Below are 15,927 nucleotides of genomic sequence, written 5' to 3' on the forward strand. Positions count from 1 at the left end.
AAGTAGGCGAGTTGAACTTGCTGATCTTCCCAGACTACATCGATGAGAAGATCATCAAGGACTTCGAGGCCCAGACCAAGGCCCAGGTGCGGCTGACCCGGTATGACTCCACCGAGGAGATGGAGAGCAAGCTGGCGTACGCGGGCGCCGACAGCCAGTACGACGTCGTCATCATGGCGAGCCAGATCCTGCCCAGGATGGTGCGGCGCAACCTCATCAAGCCGCTGGAGCACGCCCAGATCCCGAACCTCAAGAACCTGGAGCCGCGGTTCTCCGGGCCCGGGTTCGACGACGGCAACAAGCACGGCGTGCCGTACCAGTGGGGCACCGTCGGCATCGTCTACAACAAGAAGAAGCTGCCCAGCCTCGACCCCTCGTGGTCGTCGCTGCTCGATCCGCAGAAGCTGGCGGGGACGTTCGTGTTGCTCGACGAGCAGCGGGACATGCTCGGGTCGGTGCTCAAGTACAAGGGGTACTCGAGCAACACCACGAACGCGAACGAGATCCGCGAGGCGGGACGCGTCCTCAAGGACGTGAAGAAGCACCCGAAGTGCCTCGGCTTCAAGGGCGGCGTGGGCGCCATGGAGGACGTGAGGGCGGGCTCCGTGGACATGGCGGTCGTCTGGAACGGCGACGCGCAGAAGGCGATCGAGCAGGACAAGGAGCGCCTCGCCTTCGTGATCCCCAAGGAAGGCTCGGTCATCTGGGTCGACGTGATGACGATCGCGGCGAAGGCGCCTCACCCCGAGCTGGCCCACAAGTTCATCAATCACGTGCTCACGCCGGAGGGCGGCGCGCAGCTCTCGATGTACACGAAGTATGCGTCGCCGAACGCCGCGGCGCAGGGGAAGCTGCCGGACGCGGATCGCACGAACACGCTCATCTATCCGACGAAGGCGGTCGCGGATCGCCTGGAGCACCACCGCGATCTCGGCGAGGCAGCCAAGGTGTTTGACGAGGTGTGGACCGAAGTGAAGTCCCAGTGACGCCGACGCCGACGACCCATGGGAGCGCGACGCGCGACAGGGGGCCCAAGGCGGTACGTGCGCCCACGTGTACTGACACACAACCTCTGTGAAGTTGCCTGTCTGACCGGCCGCGACGAGCGGCGCGCGGGCTCTGCCGCACCTGGTGTGATGCGGAGGGCCCCGCGCGTGGCTGACGCGCGGCTCGACGTCGTGCGTAACGGGCACAATTCGGACGCACGGACGCCAGTTTGCGGCATCGCCTCGCGGAACGATGATAGGCTGGGCGTCATACCTGGGAGAATCCCCTGATGAGTAGCCCTCTCGATCTGCCGTTTGCCGTGCATCCCCGCATCGAGACTGAGCGTCTGATCTTGCGTGAGATCACGGAGCCCGACGCTGAAGCATTGTTCTCCGTCTGTTCGGACGATGAGTGGCTGCGGCTCTGGGGTGCCCCCGTCCACAGGACGGTCGCCGACACGCGAAAGATGATCGGCATGCTCAAGCGCGCGCACCAGGAGGGCTCGCAGCTCCGCTGGGGCATCTGCGTGCGCGGGGCGGAGCATCATCTGATCGGCGCCGCGGGGTTCTTCCGCTTCATGCCGTATCACTACCGCGCCGAGATCACCTACGAGCAGGCGCGCACCGCGAGCGGCAAGGGGTACATGACCGAGGCGCTGCGCGCGATCGTGCGGTTCGGGTTCGAGCAGCTCGACCTGCACACGATCGAGGCGGGCATCGACCCCGAGCACGGGCCCTCGCTCAGGGTCGCCGAGCGGGTCGGCTTCCAGCGGGAGGGGTACCTCCGGGAGAACTACTTCTTCCAGGGGAAGTTCTACGACACGATCCTGTGTACGATGTTCAGCCCCAGGCCGGCGCAGCGGCCCTACAACAAGTAGCGGGGGCGTTCCGGCTCACCCTGGCGGCACGGCCCCTGGAGGGGGAGGTCGTCGCGCGGGGCAGGGGATGGGCTGAACTCGCCTTGGATGAAGAGGCTCCGGCGTGCAGAGCATGCCGGAGCCTCTTCGTCATTTGGGCTCAGACAACAGCCCATCCCCCACCCCGCGCGACGACCTCCCCCTCCGGGGGCCTACGCTCGTTGGATGAAGGGTGCTGGTCGCGCCGGCGGCATCTGCTGGTCGTGCCGGCGGCACCTGGTCGGCAGGCCGCTGCACGAGGCCTGCCGGCAACCGGCGTCGCGTCGAGCGCGAGCCAACCTCCCGGACGCGCCGCTCAGGGCCGGGGGATCACGGTCTGGCAACGATGGGGGGGAGACAAAAAGGCAGCGCCCCTCCGCTGGACGGGAGGGGCGCTGTCGTGCGTCGGGCTCGCTGGCGGGACCAGCGCCCGCGTCGCTCAGAGGCTCATGTTGAGCGAGGCGAGGAACGTACGGCCGTTCTGCGGGAACTTGGCGATGGTGTACTGCGCGGCCGTGGGGGCCGTCCAGCGCCAGTCGCCCACGTTGTAGACGCCGACGTTGTAGCGGAGCCCGCCGACATCCACCTGCCCGGAGAGGACGATGTCCCAGATCACGGCCGGCTCGGTCTTGGTCTGCGGGATGTCGCTCGTCGCCCGGACATTGCGGTCGTAGCGAGGCGCCTCGACCGTCAAGCGCGACGCCAGACCGAGCGCCTTCCCGAAGAGCGGCACCGCGCCGCGGACCGACCCCATGTGCTCCGGCGAGTTCGGGACCCGGCGAAGCTGATTCACGCCGGCCTCCTCCAGGTACTGCGCCTTCGCATAGGAGTACGAGACCGACGCCATCCACCCCTGGCGCCACTCGCGGCGCAGCTCCGCCTCACCGCCGATCACCAGGATCGGATCCTCGGTGTTCTCGTAGCGCGTCGGATCCCCGGTCGTCTGGGAGCCCTGCTGGAAGATCAGGTTGCTCAGGTGGTTCACGTACGCGGCGCCGAGCGCCGAGACCGTGGAGGAGAGGCGGTGCGTGAACTCGATCTCTCCCGACCAGACGTTCTCGGGCTCCAGGTCGGGCGAGGGCCTGTAGGTCACGTTGTAACCCTGCGCGTTGTTCGCGAAAACGGCATACCCATAGAACAGCTCCTGAATCGAGGGCGCGCGGAACGCGCGGCCGCCGGTGACCTTCAGGTTGCCCCCCTCGTACGGCTTGACGATGAGCGCGATCCTGGGGCTCGGGACCGGCGTCGCGTCCTCCAGCGTCGAGTAGTAGTCGAAGCGCGAGCCCGCCGAGATGCGGAGCCGCTCCGACGGTGTGATGTCGACGAGCGCGTACGCCGCCAGGATGTTGTAGGGGTGCTCGTCGATACCGTCGCCGCCGGACTGCCCCGGGAGAGGAAGATAAGAGAACGGGTAGCACCCGGTGCTGTCGCAGGCCGTGTCCACGCCGGTCTGCTCGGCCGTGAAGTGGAGCTGCGCCTCGGCGCCCGCCGTGATCTTGAGTTGCGGGATCGGGCTGAACTCGACCCGCTGCTCGGCGAGCAACCAGATGTCGTCGAAGGTCTCCTTGTCATACACCTCGCCCATGCCCGGCGCGGCGAAAGGAGGGTAGTACCAGAGCCTGTCCTCGAACTGGTACATGTTGATGCTCGCGCGGGTCAGCGTCGCGAGCTTGTCCCCGAAGCGCGGCGCGAGCGAGAGCTCGAGGAACCCGCGGGTGTCCTGGTAGAACGTCTTGTCGACGCCGAGCTGCGTCGTCGCGACGCCGTTGGGGACCGTCTTCGAGCGCGAGTTCAGGTACCACTGCGCCGAGAACGACTTCAGCCAGAGGCGCCCCTGGAGCGTCCCCACGGTGAACTTGTCATTATCCCGCGAGTGCCCGTCGAACCTGTAACGAAGCGGGTCGTCCGGCGGCATCGGATCGCCCTCGTTCTCAGGCTGAGGCCGGGGATCACTGGAAGTGGGATGATCCCTGTAATCGCCGAAGTAGTAGTCACGTCCCAGGCTGCGCGCGGCGCCGACCGACATCCAGACGCCGGAGTCGCGCCCGAGCGGGAGCTGGAACGACGCGCGCCCACGGATGAGCGAGTTGTCCGCCGTGCCCACGCCGAGGCCCACGCTGGTCGCCGTCGGGCGGCCCTTGGTCACGATGTTGACGACGCCGGAGAACGCGCCCGTACCGTAGAGCACCGAGCCGGGACCTCTCACGATCTCGATCCGCTCCACGTCCTCCAGGTCCGTCCGGGCCAGGTAATCGAAGTACGACAGGTTGACCCAGCTGTCGTTCATCGAATGCCCGTTGAGCAGCGTGAGCATCCGGTTGCCGAAGTCGCCAGGCAGGTTGATCCCGCGGACGCCGGCGAAGGTGTACACGCCGTCGTACGTCGTGAAGAGGCCGCGCACGCCCCTCAAGGCCTCCGCGACCGTGGGATACCCCATCGCGCGGAGCTCCTGCCCGGGGATGATGGTGACCGAGCCGGGGGCGTCCTCGACGGCCTCCGTCGAACGAGACGCGGCCTCGACCTCCTCGAGCTGGCGCAGCGAGAGGTCGATCCGGGTCTGCTGGCTGGCCACGACGTTGACGGCCTGCTCCACCGGGCGGAAGCCGCGGAGCGAGACGCGCACCCGGCGCTGGCCGCTCTGCACGTTGAGCACCGCCGGCGTGAAGCCCATCGGCTTGCCGTCGACCTCGACGAGCGCGTCGCGCTCGTCCGCGTTGACCACGAGGCTGCCGGTCAGCGGGTTCAGCCGGTACCGCGCGGGCACCGTCGCGCCGGCCGCGACGTTCACGTCCTGCTCCGACGGCTGATAACCCTCCTGCGACAGATAGAGGCGGTGACGGCCGGGAGGCAGCGTGAGATCGCACGGCGCGGTGCACGCCACCGGCCCGCTCGCGTCGTTGACCCTGACCTGCGTGCCCGCCGTCTCGCCGACGACACGCACCGTGCCGACGATGCGCTTGAGCTTGATCGCGACGTTCGTCTGCTCGCCGGTCTTCGCCTCGACGTTCTCGACCTCCGCCGGCTCGTAGCCCTCGAGGTCCACGATGATCTTGTGCTTGCCGGGCTGGAAGCCGAGGAGGCGGGGCGTGTTGCCGCGACCGCCGAGATCGCGGCGGTTGATGTACACCGTCGCTCCGGGCGGGTCCGTCTGCACGTTGATGACGGCGACGTTGGGACGGATGCGCGCGAGCGCCTCCTCGATGGCGGGCCTGCGCGCCGCGTTCGGCTCCTGCTCGAGCGCCTGAACGTAGTAGCGGAACGCGTCCGGGTACTCCCCGAGCGCCTCGTACGTTCGTGCGATGTTGAAGATGACGTTGCGGTTCGGCACGAGCCGGTTCGACACCAGGAAGTGCTCCAGGGCGCCCCGGTAATCGCGCTGTGAGTACCGGTCGGTGGCGATCCTGAAGTGTAGATCGGCCTCATCGGCCAGATCGTCCGCCCAGGCAGGCCGACCGGAGAATGTGAGGAGTGAAACGAGTATGAGTAGGAGTGCGGAGCGACGAAAGCTCATCTTTCGATCTCGATTCCCAACGGTCGAAGTGGAGCGGAATGCGCCGCCGCCGGGTCCAGCAGTCACGCCGAGACACGGCGAGCTTGGGACGAACAGCCGCATTGCCAGGTCAGCTTACCGTAAGCCGTGAGCCGATCCAACCTGTTCGCACAAGCCCCCGATGCCCCGAGGTCCACGTGGACCTCGCTGTGTAGGCGCCCTGCGCGGAGCGCATACACAGTGAGCGGCGCCGAGGCCGCCGCGCGCGTGGATCTCCCCGGAACCGTTCGCGTCTACGCGCGCAGGGAGCCAGGCGCGCGAGCTCGGGCTTGCCCGCTCGCGCCGCGCCGGAGGCCCGCTCCCGCCGCGGTCGCTGAGGGCTGGATGACGTCGCCGCCGCGCCCTCGAGCGGCCGTGACGCGGCGCCGCGCGAACGCGCCGGCGCCTGGCTCTCTCGCGCGCGCTCTCGCGGTGGGCGCGGCACGCCCCTCGCCGGACGCGCGCCGCGCCCCGCGTCCGGTCGCGACGCGCCGGCGACGGCTCAATCGTGTCTCCAGCGGGTCAGCCGCTCGAGCATCATGATGAACACGATGACGCCGAACACGAGGATCGTTGAGATGGCGAACAGGTCGGTCCGCATGCCTCGCACCTGAGAGTGGTAGACGAAGAGCGGGAGCGTGACCGAGCGCGGGCCGGACGTGAAGAAGCTGATCACGAAGTCGTTGAGCGACATCGTGAATGCCAGCATGGCGCCCCCCACGATGGCCGGCCACAAAAGGGGGAGCGTGACCCGCCGGAAGTGGGTCCAGGGGGACGCGTAGAGGTCCATCGCGGCCTCGCTCAGCGTCGGTCCGATGGAGATGAGGCGGCTGCGGACGATGAGCGTGACGAACGCGATCTCGAACGTCACGTGGCCGATGATCATCGTCGTCATGCCGAGGTCGAACCAGTCCACCACCCGGCGGAGCAGGTTGAACGCCATCACCAGCACCGCGGCGAACGTGATGTCCGGGGCGACCGCCGGGATGTCGACGATCGACTCGAGCATGCGACTCACGGAGCCCGGCCACGGAAACCGCATCCCGAGCGCGAGCAGCGTCCCGAGGATCGTCGAGATGAGCGTGGAGGCGCCGCCGAGCAGCAGCGTGTTCACCGCCACCTCGCGGATCTCCCTGGCGCGCCGGCTGGTCTCGGGATCGGCGAAGAGCTCGAGGTACCAGCGCACCGAGAAGCCCGTCCAGACCAGGCCCCGCTCCGCGGCGTTGAACGAGTAGATGGCCACCGCGAGGAGCGGCAGGTAGAGGAGCCCGAAGCCGAAGAAGGCGGCCAGGGTCGTCAGCGCGCGCCAGGGACCGCGGCCGCCGCTCACAGGATCTCCACGGAGCGCCCATTCCGGCGGTAGAGGGAGACCCCGCCCAGCGTCAGGATGATGAGCAGCAGGCTCAGCGCCGCCCCATAAGGGATGTTCCGGCCCGGGCCGAACTGGTGCTGGATCAGGTTGCCTATGAGCCAGTGCTTCGCGCCGCCGAGCATGTCGCTCACCACGAAGACGCTCATCGCGGGGACGAACGTCAGGATCACGGCGACGCTGAGCCCGGGCAGGGTCTGGGGCAAGATCGCCGCGAAGAACACGCGGAGCCGCGAGGCGTAGAGGTCCTGCGCCGCCTCCACGAGCGACCAGTCGAGGCGGTCGATGCTCGTGTAGAGGGGGATCACCGCGAACGGCAGCGAGGCCGCGACGAGGCCCAGCGTGACCGCGGTCCAGCTCGGATAGATGTCGCGGCCGGGGTCGATCCAGCCGAGCCAGGCGGCCACCTTGGCGGGCAGGAGCTGCGCCGACAGGAGGAGCTTCCAGCTGAACGTGCGGATCACGAGGTTCGTGCAGAGCGGGACGAAGATGGTCGCGAGCCAGAAGAACCGCCGGCGCTGCGAGCCGCGGGCGATGAAGAAGCTCATCGGGTACGCGAGCATCACCGAGGCGGACGTCGCGACCATCGCGAGGACGACGCTCCTGATGAGGATACGCGCGTTCTCGCCCGACGCCGATCCGAAGATGCGCGCGAACGACTCGAGCGTCAGCTCCCAGATCAGGGCGCCGTCCGCGTCGCGCTTCACGAACGACACGACGAGGAGCGCGAGGCTCGGCAAGAGGAGGAACAGCGAGAGCCAGGAGACGCCGGCCGTGATGAACAGGAACCCGCGCGCGAGGAGCCTGCGCCGCGTCGTCAGCTGGCCGAACCAGACCGTGGGTTCAGTCACTGAGCACCTCGAGCCGCTCCGCGGGCAGGGCGAGCCAGACCGACGAGCCGGGCGTGAGCCGCGAGCGGGGGCTGAGCTGCACGCGCAGCGGCCCGGGCTCGATGATGAGCTCGACGTGGTCGCCGCGATAGAAGCTCTCCCGCACGACGCCGCGCACCCCGTTCTCCGGCGGCTCGGTCTCGCAGAGCTCGATCCACTCGGGGTGGATCGCGAGCGTGCCGAACTCCCACTGAGGGGTGGTCTGGACCCTCAGCGCGCCCACCGTCGTGAAGACGAGCGTGGCGCCGACCCGCTGGGCCGAGATGATGTTGGCCGCGCCGAAGAACTCGGCGGCGAAGCGGCTCTGCGGCCGCTCGTACACCTCGGCCGTCGCGCCCTGCTGCTCGATGCGGCCCTTGTTCATGAGCACGATCCGGTCCGAGACGGTCATCGCCTCGTCCTGATCGTGAGTGACGAGCACGAACGTCTTCCCGAGCGCGCGCTGGAGGCGGCGCAGATCGAGCTGCACCTCGGCGCGCAGCTTCGCGTCGAGGGCGGACATCGGCTCGTCGAGCAGCAGCACCTCAGGCTCGTTGACGACCGCCCGCGCGAGCGCGACTCTCTGCTTCTGACCGCCCGAGATCTGGTGCGGGTATCTCTCCGCGAGATCATCGAGCTTGAGCATCGAGAGGCTCGAGCGCACGCGCTCGCGCACCTCGGGGTCCGGGAATTTGCGCGACCTCAGCCCGAAGGCCACGTTCTCGAACACGGTGAGATGCGGGAACAGCGCATAGTTCTGGAACACCGTGTTCACCGGCCTGCGGTTCGCCGGCAGGTGATCAACCGCCCTGCCGGCGAGGAGGATGCGCCCCCGGTCGGATCGATCGAGCCCCGCGATGATGCGGAGCAGCGTCGTCTTTCCGCAGCCGGAAGGCCCGAGGAGCGTCACGAACTCGCCGGCCTCCGCCTTGAACGACACGTCGTTCAGTATCTGTGTCTTACCGAAGCTCTTGCTGACACTCTCTACAACGAGGCTGCATCCCGGGGTGTGCTCGGCCGCGCTCTCGGTCGGGGGCGCCGTGCTGCGTCGCGCCGACGACGAGAAGAAGTCTCTCAACCTCTGGATCACCCCAGCAAACCCTTCGCGCGTGGCGCTCTCGGAACCGCTTCCGAAGCCTCGGAGCGTACTACGCAGACCATGATGCCCTCCCGTTGTCAACTGGGTGCGCGCCGGGCTGACCGGCTGAGCGGCGCGCACCGGCCGGGCTCTTTTCGCTCGCAGGCCCGGTACGCTACCGCATTCCCCTGGGGGTGCCACCTTTCTGCCGATCCTGCTCGCGGCCTCACGCGCGCCCCCGTCGAGGCCCCGAGCGCGCCCGCGCACCCCATGGTCCGCCGCTCGCAACGCGCTCTCCGCTGCCTCGCGCGCTCCACGCGCCCCGCGCCGGGCCCAGCGGTCTCCAACGCGCCCTGCGGGCCTGCGTGCGCTCCTTCGCGCTCCCTGGGCGCTTCTACGTGCCTCCAGGCGCTTCGACGCGCTTCGACGCGCTTCCACGCGCTTCCACGCGCTTCCACGCGCTTCCACGCACTGCTTGCCACCGCTCGGCGCCGGTGATTTCTTGGTCCACGCATGGGCCTGAGGAGCGCGAGACCCGAGTTCGGAGGCACGCGTCGCTTCCAGGTCGTTCGCGTCGTGGGCGTCGGCGGGATGGGGGTTGTCTACGAGGCCTTCGATCGCGAGCGGAAGGGGCGCGTCGCGCTCAAGATCCTCCGGAATCTGAGCGCCGACGCGCGCCTCCGCTTCAAGAACGAGTTCCGTGCGCTCCAGGACATCCAGCACCCCAACCTGGTCAGCCTCGGCGAGCTCCACGAGGAAGAGGGGCAGCTCTTCTTCACCATGGAGCTCATCCGCGGTGTCGATTTCGTCGTGCACGTGCGGCTCCACGAGGAGGGCGACGCCGGGCCGCAGGGCGAGCCCGCCGGCGGCGGGCGGCGCTCCACCCTGCCGTCGAGCCCGCTGTGGTCCGCCCAGCCCCCCCCCTCCGAAGAGCAGCCGCGCATCAAGCGCCCCTTCCACGAGGCCCGCCTCCGCTCGGCGCTGGCGCAGCTCGCCCAGGGGCTCGCGGCCGTGCACGCGGCCTACAAGGTTCACCGCGACATCAAGCCTTCGAACGTGCTCGTCACCGCGGAAGGGCGGGTGGTCGTCCTCGACTTCGGGTTCGTCGCCGACGCGAGCGGCACAGGCCGCGAGCGCGCCGTCGTGGGGACCCTCCACTACATGGCGCCCGAGCAGGCCGAGGCGAAGGCGGCCGGGCCCGAGGCCGATATCTACAGCGTGGGGGTCATGCTCTACCTCGCGCTGACCGGGGTCTATCCGTTCCAGATGGCGCCCAAGGCGACGCTCGACATGATGCGGCGGGCCGAGCCCCCGCCGCCGAGCCGGCTCGTCGAGGACATGCCGCCGGACATCGACGAGCTCTGCGTCGACATGCTCCGCATCGACCCCGCCGCCCGGCCCACCGCGCGCGACGTGCTGCGGCGGCTCCGCGTGCAGGAGCTCATCGAGGAGCCGCCGGTCCTCTCGCAGCGCATCGGCTTCGTCGGCCGGCGCAGCGAGCTCGCCGCGCTCGAGGGCGCGTTCGCGGAGGCCAGGATGGGGCGCGCTGTCACGCGGTTCATCGAGGGCGAGTCGGGCGTCGGCAAGAGCGCGCTCCTCCGCCGGTTCCTGGAGCGCATCGACAAGGAGGCGCTCGTCCTCGCGGGGCGCTGCTACGAGCGCGAGGCGGTCCCCTACAAGGCGGTGGACGAGCTCATCGACGCGCTGAGCCGGCACCTCGCGCGCCGCCCTCCCGAGGAGATCAAGGCGCTCTTGCCGCCCAACGCGGGCCTGCTCGGCACGGTGTTCCCGGTGCTCCGGACCGTCCCCGCGATCACCGAGGCGCGCGCGCGGCGCAAGGCGATCGACCCGCCCGAGATCCGCGCGCTCGTCTTCGCCGCGCTCCGGGAGCTGCTCGGCCGGCTCGCGGCCGAGCGGCCGCTCGTGCTCGCGATCGACGATCTCCAGTGGGCCGACGCCGACAGCGTCGCGCTCCTCTCGGAGGTGATGCGCCCGTGGACCGAGGCCGACCTCGTCGCCGCGAGCAGGCCGGGCTCGTTCCCGGGGCTCGACGGCGCCGCCGCGGGCGCGCCGGCCGACGCCTCGCGCCCGCGGGCGATGATGCTCGTGGCGGCGGTGCGGACCGCCTCGGAGACGGCGCCGCCGCTGTCGCGGCAGATCGGGGTGCCGGCCGAGACGCTCGGGCACATCATCCTTCACCGCCTGTCGCTCGCCGAGGCGCAGGAGCTCTGCGCGCTGCTGCTCCGGGGCGCGCCGGCCGGCCGCCCGCTCAGCATCGAGGCGATCGCGCAGGAGGCCGGCGGCCACCCGCTCTTCATCGACGCCCTCCTGCGCCACCGCATGGCGCAGGACACCGACGGCGGGCCGGTGCGCCTCGACGACGTCCTCTGGGCGCGCATCAGCCGGCTGGACCCGCGGGCGCGCCAGCTCCTCGAGCTCGTCGTGTGCGCCGGCTCGCCGGTGCTGACGTCGGTCGCCGCGCACGCCATGGCCGCGGACTTCTCGGAGCTCACGCGGGTGCTCTCGGCCCTGCGCGCGGCGAACCTCGTGCGGACCGGCGGCTCGGGCCAGGACGAGTTCGCGGAGCCGTTCCACAACCGCATCCGCGAGACGGTGACGACCCGGCTCGACGAGCAGACATCGCGGAGCTGGCACGGCCGGCTCGCCCTGGCGCTGGAGGCCTCCGGGCGGGCGGAGCTCGAGGCGCTGGCCGAGCACTGGCGCGCCGCCGGCGACGCCGAGCGCGCCGCCGGCTACGCGGTGCGCGCCGGCGAGCAGGCCGAGGCCGCGTTCGCGTTCGACCACGCGGCGCGCCTCTACCGCATGGCGATCGATCTCCACCTCCCCGGCGGGGCGGAGCGGCGGGTCGTGCTCGCCAAGCTCGGCGACGCGCTGAGCAGCGCCGGCCGCGGCGCCAAGGCCGCCGAGGCCTACATGGCCGCGAGCGACGGCGCCCCGGAGGCGGAGGCGGTCGATCTCGGGCGCCGCGCCGCGGAGAACCTGCTCCGCGCCGGCTACGTCGACGCCGGCATGGCGGGCCTGCGCTCGGTGCTCGGCGCGGTCGGCATGCAGGTGCCGAAGACGCCCGAGCTCGCGGTCGCATCGCTGATGCTGCGGCGGGCGCAGGTGCGCCTGCGCGGGCTGAACTTCGTCGAGCGCCCCGCCGACGAGGTCTCGCCCGAGGATCTCATGCGCATCGACGTCTGCTGGTCGGCGGCGATGGGCCTCGCGATCGTCGACCCCACGCGCGGCGCCGACTTCCAGGCGCGCAACCTGCTGCTCTCCCTCAAGGCAGGCGAGCCGTACCGCGTGACCCGCGCCCTCGCCTTCGAGGCGACCTACCTCGCCATCGACGGCGGCCCGTCCGCCTCCCGCGTCTCCGACCTGCTCTCGACGGCGAGCGCGATCGCCGCGCGCATCGGCCGGCCGCACGCGCTCGGCCTCGTCGGCTTCGTGGGCGGCGTCACGGCCACGCTCTTCGGCCGCTGGCAGCAGGGCGTGGCCGATCTCGACCGTGCAGACGTGATTTTCCGCGAGCGCTGTACCGGCGTCACGTGGGAGCGGAGCTGGGCGCACACGTTCTCGGTCTGGGCGCTCTGGTATGGCGGCGAGACGCGCGAGTTCATGCGCCGTGTCCCCATGTACCTGCAGGCGGCCGACGAGCGCGGCGACCGTTACCTGGCCACGAGCCTGCGCTCCTCGCAGAGCAACGCCTACTGGCTGGTCGGCGACGATCCCGACGCCGCGCAGCGCCAGGCGCAGGACGCGATCCGGAGCTGGTCCAAGGCGGGCTTCCAGCTCCAGAGCTACTTCGACCTCGTCGCCCGCGCGCACATCGGCCTGTACCGGGGCGAGGGCGAGGCGACGCACCGCCTCTTCGCCGAGCAGCGCTCGGGCATCGAGAGCTCGCTCGCGCTGCGCATCCAGGCGGTGCGCATCATCATCACGCACCTCCGGGCCTGCGCCGCGGTCGCCGCCGCCGTCGCCGCGCCGTCCGACGCCGAGCCGCTCCACGACGAGGCGATCCGCGCTGCCCGCAAGCTCGACGCCGAGCACATGCCCTGGGCCGACCCGCTCGCCGCGTCCGTGCGCGCCGCCGTCTCCGCCGCGCGCGGCGAGGCCGAGGCGGCCCTCCAGTCGCTCACCGACGCCGTGCGCGGCTTCGAGTCCGCCGGCATGGCGCTCCACGCCGCCGCCGCGCGCCGCCGCCACGGCGAGCTGCTCCAGGGCGACGAGGGCCGCACCGCCGTCGACGCGGCGAACGCCTGGATGCACGACCAGGGCATCGTGAGCCCCGATCGCATGACGAACATGCTCCTGCCGGGCTTCTCAGCCTAGCGTCGCCGCGCCGCCCCTCAGGGCTTCACGCGCAGGACGGCGGTGCCCTTCTGCTTGCCGTAGAGCTGCTTGATCTCGATCTTGTACTCGCCGGGGGCCGACGCGCTGAACTCGACCGGCGAGGCGCTCTGCGGCTTGCCGGTGGGCAGGTCGCGCAGCACGCGCTCGATGATGATCTTGCCCGAGGGGGAGCGGATCTTGATGTTGAACGGCGGCGTCGCCTCGTCGTACGCGCGGAACACGAGGCGCACGGTGTCTCCGACCGAGACCGGGGTGGTCTGGCAGATCGTCTCGATGTCGCCTTCGTTCTCAACGGTATCGGCCACGCGTCGCTCGTCCCGTGAGGCACCTCACCGCGGTCCCTCGTCGCTCATTGTAGACGCGTCCGGCGTAGATTCGCGAATTTGGCGCGCGCCGCCGGCCGGCGCCGCCTGCCGGAGGAGGCCGCCCGCGCGCGGTCCTCCTCCCGCGGAGCTCAGGTCTTCGACCATCGCAGGCGCGGCTGCCGCGCCGCCCGGGCCTCGTCGAGGCGCCCGACCACCGTGCCGTGCGGCGCCTGCTTCACGACCTCTGGCGTCTCCTGCGCCTCCTTGAGGATGCTCAGCATCGCGGCCGCGAACTCGTCGAGGGTCTCGCGGGTCTCCGTCTCGGTCGGCTCGATCATCAGGGCGCCCGGCACGACCAGGGGGAAGTAGACCGTGGGCGCGTGGAAGCCGTAGTCGAGCAGCCGCTTGGCGATGTCGAGCGTCTTGACCCCGGTCTCCTTCTCGATCTGGCTGTCGGAGAGCACGACCTCGTGCATGCACGGCTGCGGCACCGGCGCGAGGTAGTGGTCCTTCAGCTTGGCCCAGAGGTAGCGCGCGTTCAGCACCGCGAGGCTGCTCGCCGTCGTGAGCCCCTCGCCGCCCATCTCCCGGATGTACGCGTACGCCCGGATGAACATCCCGAAGTTGCCGGTGAAGGCCCGCAGCCGCCCGATGCTCTGGGGCCGGTCGTGGTCCCACGCGAGCGCGTCGCCGCGCCGCACGAGCACGGGCGAGGGCTGGAACGGCTCCAGGTGCTTCTTGAAGCAGACCGGCCCGGAGCCGGGGCCCCCGCCGCCGTGCGGGGTCGTGAACGTCTTGTGCAGGTTGATGTGGATGACGTCCATGCCCACGTCGCCCGGCCGCGCGTGCCCCATGATGGCGTTCGTGTTCGCGCCGTCGCCGTAGACGAGCCCGCCCCTGTCGTGGATGAGCTTGATGATCGCCGGCAGGTGCGTCTCGTACGCCCCGAGGGTGTTCGGGTTCGTGATCATCAGGCCGCAGACGTCGCCGTCCGACCCCTCGCGCTCGATCGCGGCGAGGACCTGCTCGGGGTGGGTGATCCCGTCGGCGTTCTTCTCGATCCGGACGGCCACGAGCCCGTTGAGCGCGCAGCTCGCCGGGTTCGTCCCGTGGGCGCTCTCCGGGATGAAGACCTTCCTCGGCGAGCGCCCCTTCGACTCGTGGAACGCGCGCATCATCATCAGCCCCGCGAGCTCGCCCTGCGCGCCCGCCGACGGCTGCAGCGAGCAGCCGTCCATCCCGCTGACCTCGCAGAGCGCCTCCTGGAGGCGCCACATCACCTCGAGCGAGCCCTGGCTGAGCTCATCGGGCGTCATCGGGTGCAGCTTCGCGAAGCCCGGGATGCGCGCGGCCCACTCGTTGATCTTCGGGTTGTACTTCATCGTGCACGACCCGAGCGGGTACATCTGCCCGTCGATGCAGAAGTTCCACTGCGAGAGCCGGACGAAGTGCCGGAAGGCCTCCGGCTCGCTCACCTCCGGCAGGCCGGCCGGCTCCTTGCGCGCGAGCGCGCCGTAGTGGGCGCCGGGGTCGACGTCGGGCACGTCGAGCGGGGGGAGCGACGCGCCGGTCCTGCCCGGCGTGCCGCGCTCGAAGATGGGGGGTTCGCGGAACTGAATGCCTCGCGGCTGCGGTTGCGTCATCGGGTGCTGTTATGTCAGAGGCCGGGGAGCCCGGCAGGTGCTTCGTCGTCAGGGGCCACGGTGGACCCGCGGGTGCTTCGTCGGTCAGGGCCGTGGAGGCCGGCCGGCGCTTCGTCGGTCAGAGGCTGGGGGGCTCGGCGGCGCCTTCGTCGGAGGGTGAGGCAGGCGCCTCGGGCGTGCCGGACTCCTGGTTCTCGCTGTCCCAGTCGCCGCCGCCGATGTCGGAGCTGCCGGTGCCGCCGATCGACTGGAGGTCCGGCATCATGTTGCGCTGCTTGACCGCCTCCCAGGGCTCGCCGACCTCGTCCTTGTTGCGGCCGATCTCGCCCACCACCTTGTCGTCGACGTTCTCGCCCTCGGGCCGCTTGTACTTGAAGTATCCCCGGCCTTCCTTGGTCGAGTTCGGCCCGATCGCGCCGATGACATGCTCGGTCCAGGAGAACTTGATGAGGTCGCCCGTCACCGAGCCGTGCAGCTCGCCCCAGCGATCCTTGACGGGCCGGATCCACTTGCCCGAGATGGCGTCGTTGTCCTGCACGAGGTGCAGGTAACCGTAGAGCTCGCTGTAATAGACCCCCGTCCAGTCGGCGCCTTCGGGCATGTCCCCGGCCTGCACCTTGGCCGTCTTGGGAGCGGGGTTCGAGCTGCAGCCGAGCGCCATCGGGCCTAGCAGAAGGGCTCCGGCGGCGGCGGCGATCCAGAGCCGTCGCGATACGTTCATGGCGGCGGAGCCTAGCACAGCACCTACCCGCACCCATACCCCCGCCATGCGCCCCCGGCATGCGCTCCGCGCGTCCGTCGCGGCGTGTCAGGGACATGCGCCCACCTCGCCTCCTGAAGGAGGAGCGTAACGCACCGTCCGGTGTGTGCTCGACGGCGTGATTTTCTACTTC

10 protein-coding genes are annotated in these 15,927 nt (G+C 70.2%); 3 read left to right on the forward strand and 7 right to left on the reverse strand.

Annotation, left to right across the window (positions count from 1 at the left end):
- Positions 1 to 17 precede the first annotated feature (17 nt).
- Entirely contained in the window at positions 18 to 986 is a 969-nt protein-coding gene (locus WME76_RS43560) for a polyamine ABC transporter substrate-binding protein (RefSeq protein ID WP_437958046.1), read from the forward strand.
- Between the two features lie 290 nt (positions 987 to 1,276).
- A complete protein-coding gene (locus WME76_RS43565) occupies positions 1,277 to 1,864 on the forward strand; it encodes a GNAT family N-acetyltransferase (RefSeq protein ID WP_437958047.1) in 588 nt (195 codons plus the stop codon).
- Positions 1,865 to 2,321: 457 nt separating this feature from the next.
- Here the strand turns inward: WME76_RS43565 and WME76_RS43570 are convergent, their stop codons facing one another.
- The 4 genes from WME76_RS43570 to WME76_RS43585 all read right to left on the reverse strand — a co-directional run bounded on the left by WME76_RS43570 (position 2,322) and on the right by WME76_RS43585 (position 8,739).
- The gene (locus WME76_RS43570) at positions 2,322 to 5,225 is read right to left on the reverse strand and encodes a TonB-dependent receptor domain-containing protein (protein WP_437958048.1); all 2,904 of its coding nucleotides are present in this window, start codon (positions 5,223 to 5,225) and stop codon (positions 2,322 to 2,324) included.
- A gap of 688 nt (positions 5,226 to 5,913) precedes the next feature.
- Complete coding sequence (locus WME76_RS43575; protein ID WP_437958049.1) at positions 5,914 to 6,741, reverse strand: ABC transporter permease; 828 nt, start codon at positions 6,739 to 6,741, stop codon at positions 5,914 to 5,916.
- Positions 6,738 to 7,631 (reverse strand): ABC transporter permease, encoded by an 894-nt coding sequence (locus WME76_RS43580; RefSeq protein WP_437958050.1) that lies wholly within the window; start codon positions 7,629 to 7,631, stop codon positions 6,738 to 6,740. Before WME76_RS43580 ends, WME76_RS43575 begins: the two co-directional genes overlap by 4 nt.
- The gene (locus WME76_RS43585; RefSeq protein ID WP_437958051.1) at positions 7,624 to 8,739 is read right to left on the reverse strand and encodes an ABC transporter ATP-binding protein; all 1,116 of its coding nucleotides are present in this window, start codon (positions 8,737 to 8,739) and stop codon (positions 7,624 to 7,626) included. Before WME76_RS43585 ends, WME76_RS43580 begins: the two co-directional genes overlap by 8 nt.
- Before the next feature lie 501 nt (positions 8,740 to 9,240).
- Here WME76_RS43585 and WME76_RS43590 point away from each other — a divergent pair.
- Complete coding sequence (locus tag WME76_RS43590) at positions 9,241 to 13,065, forward strand: serine/threonine-protein kinase (RefSeq protein ID WP_437958052.1); 3,825 nt, start codon at positions 9,241 to 9,243, stop codon at positions 13,063 to 13,065.
- Positions 13,066 to 13,082: 17 nt separating this feature from the next.
- On the opposite strand, the gene WME76_RS43595 is transcribed toward WME76_RS43590, so the two are convergent.
- From WME76_RS43595 to WME76_RS43605, 3 genes are all read right to left on the reverse strand, one after another.
- Entirely contained in the window at positions 13,083 to 13,391 is a 309-nt protein-coding gene (locus tag WME76_RS43595) for a hypothetical protein (protein WP_437958053.1), read from the reverse strand.
- A gap of 149 nt (positions 13,392 to 13,540) precedes the next feature.
- Entirely contained in the window at positions 13,541 to 15,034 is a 1,494-nt protein-coding gene (gene gcvPB, locus WME76_RS43600) for an aminomethyl-transferring glycine dehydrogenase subunit GcvPB (RefSeq protein WP_437958054.1), read from the reverse strand.
- Positions 15,035 to 15,152: 118 nt separating this feature from the next.
- On the reverse strand, positions 15,153 to 15,755 hold the full coding sequence (locus WME76_RS43605) for a hypothetical protein (protein WP_433932396.1): 603 nt from the start codon (positions 15,753 to 15,755) through the stop codon (positions 15,153 to 15,155).
- Between the last annotated feature and the right edge of the window lie 172 nt (positions 15,756 to 15,927).

This window comes from Sorangium sp. So ce119, assembly GCF_051524405.1.
GTDB classification, from domain to species: Bacteria; Myxococcota_A; Polyangia; order Polyangiales; family Polyangiaceae; genus Sorangium; species Sorangium cellulosum_G.

Excerpts from the sequence above, each read along its gene's own strand:
- WME76_RS43590 (WP_437958052.1), top strand. The coding sequence starts at position 9,241 with ATGGGCCTGAGGAGCGCGAGACCCGAGTTCGGAGGCACGCGTCGCTTC.
- WME76_RS43605 (WP_433932396.1), bottom strand. The coding sequence starts at position 15,755 with ATGAACGTATCGCGACGGCTCTGGATCGCCGCCGCCGCCGGAGCCCTT.
- gcvPB (WP_437958054.1), bottom strand. The coding sequence starts at position 15,034 with ATGACGCAACCGCAGCCGCGAGGCATTCAGTTCCGCGAACCCCCCATC.
- WME76_RS43565 (WP_437958047.1), top strand. The coding sequence starts at position 1,277 with ATGAGTAGCCCTCTCGATCTGCCGTTTGCCGTGCATCCCCGCATCGAG.